The 11,990-nt window shown below is 54.0% G+C and carries 14 protein-coding genes; 8 read left to right on the top strand and 6 right to left on the bottom strand.

Features of this window, described 5'->3' with window-relative positions:
* Nucleotides 1-89 precede the first annotated feature (89 nt).
* Nucleotides 90-1,340 (top strand): condensation domain-containing protein, encoded by a 1,251-nt coding sequence (locus tag IAU67_RS00335; protein ID WP_151843335.1) that lies wholly within the window; start codon nt 90-92, stop codon nt 1,338-1,340.
* Nucleotides 1,341-1,387: 47 nt separating this feature from the next.
* Here IAU67_RS00335 and IAU67_RS00330 read toward each other — a convergent pair whose 3' ends face one another.
* From IAU67_RS00330 to IAU67_RS00315, 4 genes are all read right to left on the bottom strand, one after another.
* Nucleotides 1,388-1,816: a GtrA family protein gene (locus IAU67_RS00330; RefSeq protein WP_225723561.1), complete on the bottom strand. Its 429-nt coding sequence runs from the start codon at nt 1,814-1,816 to the stop codon at nt 1,388-1,390.
* Between the two features lie 10 nt (nt 1,817-1,826).
* The gene (locus IAU67_RS00325; RefSeq protein WP_151842765.1) at nt 1,827-2,438 is read right to left on the bottom strand and encodes a GtrA family protein; all 612 of its coding nucleotides are present in this window, start codon (nt 2,436-2,438) and stop codon (nt 1,827-1,829) included.
* 114 nt (nt 2,439-2,552) lie between these two features.
* Nucleotides 2,553-3,164: an N-acetylglucosamine-6-phosphate deacetylase gene (locus IAU67_RS00320; protein WP_225723562.1), complete on the bottom strand. Its 612-nt coding sequence runs from the start codon at nt 3,162-3,164 to the stop codon at nt 2,553-2,555.
* A gap of 47 nt (nt 3,165-3,211) precedes the next feature.
* The gene (locus IAU67_RS00315) at nt 3,212-4,744 is read right to left on the bottom strand and encodes an alanine/glycine:cation symporter family protein (RefSeq protein WP_151842767.1); all 1,533 of its coding nucleotides are present in this window, start codon (nt 4,742-4,744) and stop codon (nt 3,212-3,214) included.
* A 212-nt stretch (nt 4,745-4,956) separates the two neighbouring features.
* Between IAU67_RS00315 and IAU67_RS00310 the strand changes: the two genes are divergently transcribed.
* The 5 genes from IAU67_RS00310 to IAU67_RS00290 all read left to right on the top strand — a co-directional run bounded on the left by IAU67_RS00310 (nt 4,957) and on the right by IAU67_RS00290 (nt 9,619).
* Entirely contained in the window at nt 4,957-5,250 is a 294-nt protein-coding gene (locus IAU67_RS00310; RefSeq protein WP_225723563.1) for a hypothetical protein, read from the top strand.
* 46 nt (nt 5,251-5,296) lie between these two features.
* Nucleotides 5,297-6,709, top strand: a complete 1,413-nt coding sequence (gene dprE1, locus IAU67_RS00305; RefSeq protein ID WP_151842769.1) for a decaprenylphosphoryl-beta-D-ribose oxidase — start codon at nt 5,297-5,299, stop codon at nt 6,707-6,709.
* A 10-nt stretch (nt 6,710-6,719) separates the two neighbouring features.
* Nucleotides 6,720-7,478, top strand: a complete 759-nt coding sequence (gene dprE2, locus IAU67_RS00300; RefSeq protein ID WP_151842770.1) for a decaprenylphospho-beta-D-erythro-pentofuranosid-2-ulose 2-reductase — start codon at nt 6,720-6,722, stop codon at nt 7,476-7,478.
* An 832-nt stretch (nt 7,479-8,310) separates the two neighbouring features.
* Nucleotides 8,311-8,904 (top strand): helix-turn-helix transcriptional regulator, encoded by a 594-nt coding sequence (locus IAU67_RS10075; RefSeq protein ID WP_151842771.1) that lies wholly within the window; start codon nt 8,311-8,313, stop codon nt 8,902-8,904.
* A gap of 184 nt (nt 8,905-9,088) precedes the next feature.
* On the top strand, nt 9,089-9,619 hold the full coding sequence (locus tag IAU67_RS00290; protein WP_151842772.1) for a hypothetical protein: 531 nt from the start codon (nt 9,089-9,091) through the stop codon (nt 9,617-9,619).
* A gap of 231 nt (nt 9,620-9,850) precedes the next feature.
* Here the strand turns inward: IAU67_RS00290 and IAU67_RS09915 are convergent, their stop codons facing one another.
* Together IAU67_RS09915 and IAU67_RS09910 are read right to left on the bottom strand one after the other, a co-directional pair.
* Complete coding sequence (locus IAU67_RS09915) at nt 9,851-9,931, bottom strand: helix-turn-helix domain-containing protein (RefSeq protein ID WP_231699819.1); 81 nt, start codon at nt 9,929-9,931, stop codon at nt 9,851-9,853.
* Nucleotides 9,932-10,040: 109 nt separating this feature from the next.
* The gene (locus tag IAU67_RS09910) at nt 10,041-10,232 is read right to left on the bottom strand and encodes a recombinase family protein (RefSeq protein ID WP_231699805.1); all 192 of its coding nucleotides are present in this window, start codon (nt 10,230-10,232) and stop codon (nt 10,041-10,043) included.
* A gap of 173 nt (nt 10,233-10,405) precedes the next feature.
* Here IAU67_RS09910 and IAU67_RS00280 point away from each other — a divergent pair, with 173 nt between their 5' ends.
* The gene (locus IAU67_RS00280) at nt 10,406-10,837 is read left to right on the top strand and encodes a helix-turn-helix domain-containing protein (RefSeq protein ID WP_151842774.1); all 432 of its coding nucleotides are present in this window, start codon (nt 10,406-10,408) and stop codon (nt 10,835-10,837) included.
* 246 nt (nt 10,838-11,083) lie between these two features.
* Complete coding sequence (locus IAU67_RS00275; protein WP_151842775.1) at nt 11,084-11,326, top strand: transposase; 243 nt, start codon at nt 11,084-11,086, stop codon at nt 11,324-11,326.
* Nucleotides 11,327-11,990: the final 664 nt, after the last annotated feature.

Below are 11,990 nucleotides of genomic sequence, written 5' to 3'. Positions count from 1 at the left end.
AAACGCAAGCAAGGACGGGAATAACATCGCCGCCGATCAGTTTTGACCAGCGGCAACACTGTGCGCGGGGTCCTCGCGCTGGAAGCTGGATGGCGGTCAGTTTTCGACTCCCCCGAACAGCGACCCTGGCGCAGATTTCTACCGCGTACCATCACTTGATCACTCAGCACGGCACGTTGCGGACAGTGGTGGTTGATCCGAACAATCCGCTGCTGCACGTGGTCAATGTGTATCCAGGAACATGGCGCCTGGAAAAGGGTACTTGTGCCGACAACTGCTCCGAAGCGTCAGATCCGCGGCTGATCCTCCGAGATATTTTCGACCAGCAGTGTAATCCCTTCGCGAGCCCATCGCATCAATTATGTGTGGTTGTTCACGATAGCCCTCATGGCCGATTGGATAGCGAAACAGTTACTGGCGGTGGCAAGCCGGGTGTCGATTATGTGGAGGACGCGACAATCGTGCTCGGCTTCGATCACTCTCACTCAGACGCCTGGTCTCTACTTCTCACTATTCGAGACTTCACGACGTTGCTTGATGCGATAGTACGTGGCAATGACCCGGCCGTGGCCCTGGAGCCCACGTTGAGCTTCGGCGAACATTCTCAGCAGCTTCTAGATCGCAACGAGGCACCGAGGCATGTTGTCGAGAAGTGGCATGAGCATCTGAAAAGCGGGCACATGCCTGTGTTTCCCGGCGATCTGGGAGATATATCCCAGCCTCGAGATCAGGTAGTGGACGTCATCGAAGTGTTGGATGCCCAAGAGTTAGCTCGCTTTGAGGATGTCGCGGCCACACGGAACTGTTCGATGTTGGGGTTGGCAGTGGCGGCGATGGCGCCAGTGCGTGCTGTGTTCCCCATTCATTCCCGCCGACAGCCTTCTACCCCTGCTGGGACGTGGGAGAATGCCCTAGGGTGGTTTATTACGAATTCAATCCTCGATTGTCCAAAGGTCAGTCTAGATCGCGAAGGTGTGTCACGGGTCAAGGAGGCTATCCGAGAATCTATCCAGCTAGGGTCCTATCCTCTTGCGCCGATTATGGAACCGTGGGGTGGTGCGATGCCCCCAACCGATGGAATGTTCGCACTGTCCTGGCTGGACAATCGAAAACTTCCAGTCGATATCGAGCCAGGATTAGAGCCTCAGCATGTATCTGCAGATATCAAGACTAATGGCGTGATGGCATGGTTTGTCACCAATGACGATGGGATGCATTTACGGATCCGATATCCGGATACACCACAAGCCCGCCACTCGGTTCCAGCGTGGTGCCAAGGCGTGGTCGCCACCATTCGTTCTCAGTGCTCGGAACCGCAGTGTGAGGCTCTAGTTGTCTGACAGTATTGGGCGCTAATTCTCTGGCTTCACGCACTCGATCGGCAGGACTACTTTTTGAAGATCACGAACTTCTGGATCAGGAAGTTCAGAACCGTCGCGGTTCCCTGAGCAATCACAAAGGAAATCAAACGCACCCAAAACGCGTTCAGATCGAAGCCTTCCAACCACGGAATGCTGATCTTGTACAGGCCCCACTGCACCACGAAGGTCACCAGATAGGTGATCATCGTGATGATGAACCGCTTAGTGGATGCCTCCGCCTGGAACGTCCATCGCCGGTTAATGAAGTAAGCCGTAAGCGTCCCCAATACAAAGCCCAGCGCCTTGGCCACACCATCGCTGAAGCCGCACACAAATGTGAAAAACGCCGTAGAGCCAAAGTCTACGATGGCAGAAAAACCACCCACCAGTACAAACTTCACCAGTTGTGAATCAAGCAGGGCAACCAGCTTTTTATCCATGTTCTTGCCTCCCACGGCTCGTCCCCTAGCTATCGCCCTGTGCGGTACGCGGCGCCACGCGCTTCACAGCCTTGACCGTGCCAGGCTTGGCCTTCACGTTCCGGAACGTCCACAATTTGTTGAACACAAAGTTCGCAGGCACGGCAACAATCACACCGATGCAGTTACCCCAGTAGGACTTAGTGCGCAGCCCAGTGGAATTATCAAAAATGTCACTCGGCAACGCAATCGGCGATTCGGGATTCACCAGAGCAGTCTGAACCATAAGGGTGATGATCAACCCAAACACGCCTACAGCCATGAAGAGAGGAAGCTGCTTCCACCAAGCATTCTTGTGCTCACCTTTGAAGGTCCAAAAACGGTTCAAACAGAAGTTCCAGATATTCGCTACAAGAAAAGCCACGATAGAAAACACGTGATACCAGCGCATATGAAACTCACTGCCCAGGAGATTCATGAACGGGTCTTCCACATGAATATCCCACCCAGATTCCGTGAGCTTCTTCGCCAACACGAACACAGCCTGGTTCACCACAAAGCCAGACGCTCCCACTACGCCAAACTGTATGAACTGACGGAAGATGCGCCGCTTACGCCCCACCACTACCTGATGGGCGGTCTGCTCAATGCTGGTCATATGTTCTTTTCGCGTCGACTACGGGAAGGCTAACAGTGAACCTACTGAAGCTCACTCAAAACTGAACCTATCTTAGTGCCCTGCGCCCAAAAGCCCTATCTTTTCCGCCCCGTTTCAAGAAACCGGCGCCTCAAACGGGAGGCCTGAAAGCTCAGAATAGAGAGTCATCGTGGCGCCCAAGCGGCGCACGCGGACCTTATCGAAAGCATTCCACTCCCGAATCCACCCACGCAGTGCTCTGGCAAACGCCAGAGCACTGCGTGCTGCCGCACCGGCGTTACCCTCGAGCCCTGGGATGGGCGCAACCTCTGCCTCTTCCCACTCTGGAGGTGCACCCCACGAAGGTTGCTTCTTGTCCGGAAACTCCTCAGAAAAGTCCTTCCTAGCACGGTCAAACCACTGGTGCGCATTGTCCTGAACCGCAGCCCAGTCAATGATCTCCTCGTCCTTAAACCCAGCAGATTCCAGTGCCGAGCGCGTGGCAGCATTCACAGGCAACACCGGGTAGCGGATGACCGTCTTCAGCATCGTAAGCGGGTCATCGCGCCCCTCAATCCAGTCTGCATCCGCCGCAAAACCCTGGATGCCATCCTGCCCGATAATCCACGCGCCGCTGAAGTCGCCCACCTGAACATCCGGGTCAGTCTCTACCTGCCAGATCGCCCAGGTCCCATCCACCACGCAGGCAATCATCACAGGATCTACAGACGCAGACGTGGTCGACATGCTAGCAACCTGACCGGACGTACTCGTGGAATCAGTCATGACACCCATTAATACTCGCGCAAGCTCTTTCGGTCGCCAGTGCTATGACGATGCGCAAGCTGGCGTCGATCTTCTTCACTACGGCGAGTAACAGGATCAGATCCATCCCAGCACTCCACGTTCTTCGCCTCCGGCAGCATGTCACGATGGAACACAGGATCCACGCCGGTACGTCGCTGCTCGTTGTAGTTCTTCAACAGCTTGATGGCAATGCCAGACAACGGCACGATAGCGCACACGTTCAGCAACACCATCACCGCCGCACCGGTATCCGCCAAGTCAAACACGGTGCCCAACGGCGCCACAGCACCGTAGAAAACAAAGGCAAGAACAACCAAGCGGTAACCCCACAACACGCTCTTCTTCTCGGACAAGTATTCCACATTGGACTCGGCCAAGTAGTAATTACCAAGAATCGAAGAAAACGCCAGGAAGAACAAAATAAAGGTAATGAAGTGGGTACCCCAACTTCCCACAGTGTCCGCCAACGCCGACTGCGTCAACGCCACACCTTCAATCTCATCCGAACCGAACGTATGCAGATCAGCGCCCAGCAAAATAATGAAGGCGGTAATCGAACACACAACCAGGGTGTCGAAATACACGCCCAGCGTCTGAACAAGACCCTGCTTCACAGGGTGAGACACAGTAGCGGTCGCCGCGGCGTTCGGAGCGGAACCCTCACCAGCCTCGTTAGAAAACAGACCACGCTGGATACCCTTCATCAACGCAGCACCCACGGTAGCGCCGGCAACCTCACGGAAGCCCAGAGCAGAGCCAACAATATCCGCAATCATCCCAGGCACTTCGCCGATATTCAGGACAACCACAATGATGCCCACCAGCAAATACGCCACCGCCATAAACGGGACAATCAGCTGAGTCATCTTTGCAATACGCTGCACGCCACCCACGATGATAATTCCGGAGACCAGCACCACGGCCACGCCAACCAGAATCTTGAACGTCTCACCCTCCTGGCCAAAAGACGTAGCCAAGGACTCAGAGATCGCGTTGGTTTGGAAAGCGTTGTAGAACCATCCGAAGGTAATGGCAATAGCCACGGAAAAGACCGCCGCGAAAGGCTTCCATCCCAGGCCGCGAGACATGTAGTACGCAGGCCCACCACGGTAGGCACCACCATCGCGAACCTTCCACAGCTGAGCCAGCGTGGACTCCACGAAGGACGTCGCGCCACCCAGGATGGCGATAATCCACATCCAGAACACGGCGCCGGGGCCACCCACGGAAATAGCCACAGCCACGCCGGCGACGTTTCCGGTTCCCACACGGGAGGCCGCGGAAATAGTGAAGGCTTTGAAGGCGGAAATGCCGCCATATTCGGCGTCTTCATCCGCCCCGGAGCTACCGCCGTCCGGGCGTTCGGTCACGGCCTTGAACATATCCGGCACCATGCGCAGCTGCACCACGACCGTGCGGATACCAAAGAATACACCTGCGGCGATGAGTACCCAGGGCAGAACCCACGTCCACAAAGAAGAGTTAATGGCACCGATCACGGTGCTGAAGATGTCTTGCATGGATCACACATTAGTCTGCCCGCCCACGCAATGCCTACGAAACCGGCAACTCCGGGTGAAGGCTGGAAGTTCGAGTGAAGGCGGCAACTCCGGCTGGAGACAGCACGTTCGGGCACACACGGTGAGGCAGGAGACGCGGCGGCGTCGGGGGAAAAGCGACAACGTCGGGCTCAGGCAGCAGTTCCGGGCGAAAACAGCTATAAATGAAGCTCATGGCAGTCTTTGATTTCTTCACCAAGAAAAAGCGCACCCAAGCCGACGAAGAGCAACGCGCACATCCCATCCGCGTGGGCGGCGTTGGTGAGCAATCCAGTTACGAGGCTTCCTCGCGGACGCACCTGCCACTTAACGAATATATGACCCGAATGATGGCTCAGGAATTACCCATTCTGGATTCCACCAGCCGCCGGATAGTCCGGGAGATTCTGCAGAATTACGACGGTCCGGAGATCACCAGCGTGGAGGAGCTACCGAAGGAGATCCGGGACATAATGGATCTGTACTAGCGCCGCTTCCCCCAAGCTCCGGCTGTATCGGTCTAGTCTGGAAGATATGACTTTGCATACCAGCACGAAGACTCTGACCGGTTGGGGCCGAACGCAGCCATCCACCGCAGAGGTTTTGTCCACTCCCGATATTGAGGTCATCTCCCAGGCAGTTGCCCAGGTCGCAGATGACAATGCGGATAAGCCGTCCCATTTACAGCGCGGCGTGATTGCCCGCGGCATGGGCCGTTCTTATGGCGATCCTGCGCTGAATGCCGGCGGCTTGGTGATCGACATGCAGCAGCTGAATCATATTCATTCCATTGACCCGGATTCGGCCATTGTTGATGTGGATGCCGGTGTGACGTTGGATCAATTGATGAAGGCTGCCCTGCCTTATGGTCTATGGGTTCCTGTGTTGCCGGGCACCCGTCAGGTCACAATTGGTGGCGCAATTGGTCCAGATATTCACGGCAAAAATCACCACTCTGCGGGTTCCTTCGGCAACCATGTGATCTCCATGGAACTGCTGGTGGCCGACGGCCGCGTCCTGCACCTGGAGCCGGAAGGTTCTGCAGATGACCCAGATGGCGAGCTGTTCTGGGCAACCGTGGGCGGCATGGGCCTCACCGGCATTATCCTCCGCGCCCGGATCAAGATGACGAAAACGGAAACGGCATATTTCATTGCCGATGGCGATCTGACCCAGAATCTTGACGAGACGATCGAATTCCATTCCGATGGCTCGGAGCATAATTTCACCTATTCCTCCGCCTGGTTCGACGCCATTTCTCCCGAGCCAAAGCTCGGCCGCGCAGCAATTTCCCGTGGTTCTTTGGCCACGCTGGAACAGCTGAAGGAATTGGCTCCGAAACTGGCGAAGGAGCCTCTGAAGTTTAATGCTCCCCAGCTGTTGACCGTGCCAGATATTTTCCCGAACTTCACCATGAATAAGCTGTCGATGATCGCCATCGGTGAGCTGTGGTGGCTGAAGTCCGGAACGTACCGCAATAAGGTGCAGAACCTCACGCAGTTCTACCAGCCGTTGGACCTGATTGGTGAGTGGAACCGCGGCTACGGCTCGAAGGGATTCTTGCAGTACCAGTTTGTTGTTCCCACGGACGCCGTGGAGCCGTTCAAGCAGATCATCAAGGATATTCAGAAGTCCGGCCACTACTCTGCGTTGAATGTGTTCAAGCTTTTCGGTGAGGGTAACCGTGCGCCATTGTCCTACCCAATGCCGGGCTGGAATGTGTGCGTGGACTTCCCGATTAAGCCGGGCTTAGGCGCATTCTTGGATGATTTGGATCGCCGCGTCATGGAATTTGGTGGCCGTTTGTATTTGGCCAAGGAATCCCGCACGTCCGCGGAAAACTTCCACCAGATGTACCCAGGTTTGCCCGGCTGGTTGAAGACCCGCCGCGATATTGACCCCACGGGCGTATTCGCGTCCGATATGTCCCGCCGTCTCGAGCTATAAGGAGTTTGTCATGATTGATGCTGTAGGAAAAGCGCAGTCTATTGTTCTGCTGGGTGGTGCATCGGACATGGGTTTGGCGGTCGTCGAGGAATTCTTGTCCCGCGGCCCCGCTCGCGTTGTCCTTGCGGCGCGTGCTGAAGAATCTTTGGACGACGCCGAAGCGCGCGTTCGCGCAGCCGGTGCCAGCGACGTGAAGCGTGTGGAGTTTGACGCTGTGGACTTCGATTCTCACCCGGCTGTCTTTGAGAAGATTTTTGCTGACGGTGACATCGACATCGCGATCGTGGCTTTCGGAATCCTGGGCGACAACGAGGCACAGTGGACGAACCAGAAGCTTGCCGTTCAGGCAGCTCAGGTGAACTTCACGGGCGCTGTGTCTGCGGGCGTGCTGCTGGCGGATTACATGAAAAAGCAGGGACACGGCCAAATCATTGCCTTCTCCACGGTGGCTGGTGAGATGGTGCGCCGATCCAACTTTGTGTACGGCTCCACGAAGGCCGGCTTGGATGGTTTCTACCGGATGCTCAACGAGGCTCTGCGCGGTTCTGGTGTGAAGGTTCTGACGGTTCGTCCTGGCCAGGTTCGTACCAATATGACGAAGGATCTGGACGATGCTCCGTTGACTGTGGATAAGGAAGACGTGGCGAAGGCTATCGCCAAGGCTGTAGATAACAACAAGTCCTTGATTTGGGTGCATCCGCTGTTCCGCCCGATCATGATGATCTTGAAGCACTTGCCGTTGCCGATTATTCGGAAGCTTCCTTTGTAGGAGTGGAGGACGACGTGCCGGTGAGCTGTGGAGGCACCGGCACGTCGCAGCGGTATTGGCACTTTGCGGAGGCACTGGCACTCTGCGGATGCACCAACGCGCAACGCTGCTAGGGCGAGAACTCCATCACCCCCGCTTTTTACCCCCATATCTGCCACTTATGGCAGGTGTGGGGGTTTAATTCTGCCCTGCCCGAGATCTCGCCGTGGAAACTTTACGCTGGTCAAAACTGTTTTTGGTTCCTATAGCTATGGAATAGGCTTGGAGTCTTGTTCGACACGGGAAAAGCTGCGCGGACGGACTAGACAAACGCGCGAGCATGCGTATAATAGAGGAGGGTACTGATACTAGCGCATCCATGGAGCGTTAGTGACCCCCCTTCAGTATCCCGGATCCCGTGTCGAGCGCCCACGATCCCCCCCTTAGGGCTGCTCCACGGGATCCACTTATATCTTCTTCTTTTCCAGAATTGGAGTTAAGGGGTTATGCGACACAATGTGTGTCCGGAGTGGCTACCCCATGTCGGGGATTAGGTTCCTATCCATCCTTTTTGTACGCCTAGGTTGTGGCTGTAGTCGGTTGGGATAGATACGTCAGGCCGTTGTAGGCCTTGTGGGGTTGACAGCCGAACAAAACACCCCTCACACATCTCGGCACACTTGTGTGACAGCACCTTCGGCTTGTCTTCAAAGACCATTTGACGATCTTTTTACTCCGGCACCGCGCATACACACACTTTTTTGCTGCCGCCAACCCGGCAGCAAAAACCACCACACCGTATGCACATCATGCGGGTCGGAAAACGTTGTAACGAAAAGGTAGGCTAAAGCCCATGCCTCCACGTACTAGTAGCCCGCCCTTAACATGTCTCGAATGCGACACGGAACTGTACTACGCAGGACTCGGTCGCCGCCCCCGGTATTGTAGCCAAACCTGTCGGAGCAGAGCATGCGAAATCCGCCGCGCTGCCAGGGAGGGCAAGGTCGCCACGAAGGTTGTCGAACGCATCATTGAAGTCGATGCCCCGCTTGATGCTGAGACAGTGACACAGTGGCTCAACGGGCACCCGCACCGTCTCTCGGCAGTAATCCAACGCCTCGACTGGAGCACAGAACAACTAGACGGATTACGCTGCGGTCTACGCGATGCCACGCACGGAGGAACAGATCTCTCTCCCGGCTGCCTCAGCCGACTTCTTGACGCTAAGGCCGCTAGTAGTGAGCTTCATATGCCAAAAATCACTAATCGTGAGCAGATTGTCTTATCCCTGATCTGCGAGGGTAAAACAAATGTAGAAATTGGCGAATCAATGCGACTAGCAGAGGTCACCATCAGGAAAATAATCTCGCAACTCTTTCTTCGCTTCTCCGCGAAGAACCGTGTAGACCTCGCCATCAAATACCTCTCGATCAAACACTCATATTAACATCAACCTCAAGCAAATATTCTCCTCTCCCCCTGACAAGAGGCAATCTCAATTTATTGATTGCCCCACCTCCATTAAGGGGTATCGTATGCGATATAAAAACCGTGCACCTGTTTAGAAAAAATGAACAATCTCCTAAGTTTGAACTCGCTCACCCTAAAACTCACCAGAACAGGAGCTTGAGATGAAAAAGAAGACTCTTTCTCGCTTAGTTGCCCTAAGTCTTGCCATCACCATCCCAGGCGGAACAGCACACGCCGCAGGCGCAACCACAAACGTCGAACAATCCCCAGAAAACCTTTCTGCGCAAGCACAAGAACTTACCGCAGAGGATGAACAGGAAATCGACGAACTGCTAGCCTACATCGACACGATTCCAGACGATGTGGTTGAGAACAGTACGGATGAACAGCTAGCCGCATATCTGCAGAACAATACGGGCGTTCAGACGCGTAACGCTTGGGAATGTGCTGGTGCAATCACCCTTATCCTCGCAGGTACGGTAGTTCCCATCGCTAAGGTAGTCAATGTCGTTCGCCTAGTAAAGAGCCTTGGTGGAGCCAAGAAGGCAGCTGCTGCAATTGAAGAAGCAGGCGGAATCAAGAAGATCTTGGCTACTAAGGGTGGCTCGATCAAGGCAACCGATATCAAGGATGGAATACTCAGCCTAGCGAGCGAGCTAAGCGGAGTCGGCCTTGCCGTGGAGAAGTGCTAAAGTGCCCAAATTGAAGAGTCTACCAGTCTATCTGAGCATCATCTTTGCGATCGCTTCTATTGTATTAGCGATCGCGAAGATATCTTTTCCTGAGGCGTCTCTCGTTCTACTTGCGGTAGCGTTTTTAATCGGAAGAATCGAAAGCAAGGAATAACCATCTACAGCAAAATGAAATAGAGATACGACTCGGAGAATGCTTCCCTTTCCTTTGGATGTCCCTCCACCACGGAATCAAGGATTGCCAAACTTAATGTATTCATACAATGTCATACGCCCCACCCCGAGACGTTCAGCCACTTTTGTCTTCGGCATCCCCTCATCAATCCACCTTTTTGCCTGATCAACCTGCTCCGCAGTCAGTGCTTTCGCTCGCTCCTTGTAGACAGACCCCGCGCTTTTTAGCCCGGGCAATGCCCTCGGCCTAGCGCTCGCGAATAATGAAACGCTCAAACTCGGCCGCTGAGCCAAGCAAACCGAGCATGAGCTTGGCTACAGGTGTCGAATCCTTCGAGTAGATCTGCCCCTCTTTGAGAAGCTTCACCGAGACACCGCGTGCAGTGAGGTCATCAACGATGGAATGCAGATCGGACGGCGAGCGGGCGAGGCGATCCATGAATGACACAATCAACTGATCACCCTTGCGTGCCGTTTTCGGGTATTTGGTTGGGGTAGCCCGCATAGGTGGTAGAGGTGTTTCTGGCTAGGTGGTCGGGTCATGATCTGTCTGGCGGTGTCGTCAATTCTGCGGCATCGTGACACGTTTTCATGACTAAGGAGGCCATGTTCATGGCTGAATTCAAAGAGATCATGGCGATGCGGCTGGAAGGCAAAAGCTATGACGCGATTGCTTCTGCCTTGGGGTGCTCCAATCGCGATATCGCTCGCATGATCGATGTCATCAACGCCTATGGCATCACTGCTGAGGCGTTTGCGGGATTGTCTCCGGAGTTCTTTAACGAGCATTTTCCGGATGGACGCCGAACGCGGAAAGCAGCGTATGTCCAGCCGGATTATAAGGCTCTTGCGGATAAGCCGGCGAAGAACAAGCATCTGACCAGGTGCATGCTGTGGGAGAAGTATTACTCCTTGCCAGCCGAGCCAGGGATGTTGAAATACCAGTACGCCCAGTTTTGTAATGGGTTGGCGCCCTACATCCAAACCCACGGACTCACCGAAGTCATCGACCATGAACCCGGTGAGGAGCTGTATGTGGATTAGGCTGGCGACAAAGTCGCTATCACAGATCCTGCGACGGGCAAGACGGCGTTTCGAGCATCAATTTTCGTGGCTGTCTACCCGTATTCAGGAATGTTGTTCGCGAAGGCAGCCAAGAACGAAAAGATGGACAACTGGATCGACTGCCATGTCGCCACTTTGGACTATCTTGATGCTCTTGAGGTTACCCTCGTTTAGTGGACACCCAATTAATACGGATTTTTGTGTTCGTAGGAGAGGGTGTTCATTATGAGTAAGCAACAGAGGGAGAAGTACACTCCCGAGTTTCGGCGGGAGGCGGTTCGTCTAGTCATCAAGTCTGAAAGGCCAATCACCCGGGTTGCTGGAGGGATCGGCATGTCTGCCGGGCTGCTGTGCAGATGGGTCAAAAACGAGCGAGAACGCCTGGGCTGTGATGATAGGAGTCTTGCTGATCTGCGTGCAGAAAACGCCAGGCTGCTGGTTTTCTCTATAGGAAACCCAGAGGGATAATTTTAGGCAGTCATAGCAAAAGGCATTAGCTTAGTTATAACGCTCGCTGTCGTCTCTAGTATTCTATGGTACTTCATGGAAGCTCTGCCCATCGCAGGCTTCCTCACGTATGACGCGGCATGGATGCTTCCAATTCTCACCGTCCCGATATCCCTGGTCGTATGATTCGTTTACCTAAATCATTTCCAAAAGTAACGTCGGAGTAGACTTTGTCATTCTGAACCATGTCGAGGAGACTCCGCTCTATCCTGTGACGCCACCACTAAACGTTGTGTTATTTCCAGTAGCCGCATTATGATGACCGTAATCGACACCAACAAAAATAAAACGAATACAAGCAGAACTAGGGAAAATATCGTTGATATAATCAATATTGACTCCATTGCATCTCCTAAATGATATTAAAATCGTGAATGGCCACCTAATTCCAAGACAATACAGGGGGTACCATCTACAATTTTCACTTCAATCCATGCAGTTTGCTTAAGAGAGAATCCCCAAGTCGATCACTGTGAGCCCAATCTTCTTGAGCGCGACCATTGTCCTCTCCTATTCGTCTCACGGATTCATCCTATAGCTTCCACTTAGTATACCAAACGAATTGAAATCCTGGAGGAGTTATCCATGCATCCAACATTTGGGCTTGGATCGATCATCTCGAAGT

Origin of the sequence: Corynebacterium zhongnanshanii, assembly GCF_014490575.1 — a bacterium.
GTDB classification, from domain to species: Bacteria; Actinomycetota; Actinomycetes; order Mycobacteriales; family Mycobacteriaceae; genus Corynebacterium; species Corynebacterium zhongnanshanii.
The sequence above is the reverse complement of the archived record's forward strand: the minus strand, read 5'-3'. Positions and strand labels throughout refer to the sequence as shown.

Excerpts from the sequence above, each read along its gene's own strand:
- IAU67_RS00335 (WP_151843335.1), top strand. The coding sequence starts at position 90 with ATGGCGGTCAGTTTTCGACTCCCCCGAACAGCGACCCTGGCGCAGATT.
- IAU67_RS00325 (WP_151842765.1), bottom strand. The coding sequence starts at position 2,438 with ATGACCAGCATTGAGCAGACCGCCCATCAGGTAGTGGTGGGGCGTAAG.
- IAU67_RS00320 (WP_225723562.1), bottom strand. The coding sequence starts at position 3,164 with ATGTCGACCACGTCTGCGTCTGTAGATCCTGTGATGATTGCCTGCGTG.
- IAU67_RS00315 (WP_151842767.1), bottom strand. The coding sequence starts at position 4,744 with ATGCAAGACATCTTCAGCACCGTGATCGGTGCCATTAACTCTTCTTTG.
- IAU67_RS00310 (WP_225723563.1), top strand. The coding sequence starts at position 4,957 with ATGGCAGTCTTTGATTTCTTCACCAAGAAAAAGCGCACCCAAGCCGAC.
- dprE1 (WP_151842769.1), top strand. The coding sequence starts at position 5,297 with ATGACTTTGCATACCAGCACGAAGACTCTGACCGGTTGGGGCCGAACG.
- dprE2 (WP_151842770.1), top strand. The coding sequence starts at position 6,720 with ATGATTGATGCTGTAGGAAAAGCGCAGTCTATTGTTCTGCTGGGTGGT.
- IAU67_RS10075 (WP_151842771.1), top strand. The coding sequence starts at position 8,311 with ATGCCTCCACGTACTAGTAGCCCGCCCTTAACATGTCTCGAATGCGAC.
- IAU67_RS00290 (WP_151842772.1), top strand. The coding sequence starts at position 9,089 with ATGAAAAAGAAGACTCTTTCTCGCTTAGTTGCCCTAAGTCTTGCCATC.
- IAU67_RS09915 (WP_231699819.1), bottom strand. The coding sequence starts at position 9,931 with ATGCCGAAGACAAAAGTGGCTGAACGTCTCGGGGTGGGGCGTATGACA.
- IAU67_RS09910 (WP_231699805.1), bottom strand. The coding sequence starts at position 10,232 with ATGGATCGCCTCGCCCGCTCGCCGTCCGATCTGCATTCCATCGTTGAT.
- IAU67_RS00280 (WP_151842774.1), top strand. The coding sequence starts at position 10,406 with ATGGCTGAATTCAAAGAGATCATGGCGATGCGGCTGGAAGGCAAAAGC.
- IAU67_RS00275 (WP_151842775.1), top strand. The coding sequence starts at position 11,084 with ATGAGTAAGCAACAGAGGGAGAAGTACACTCCCGAGTTTCGGCGGGAG.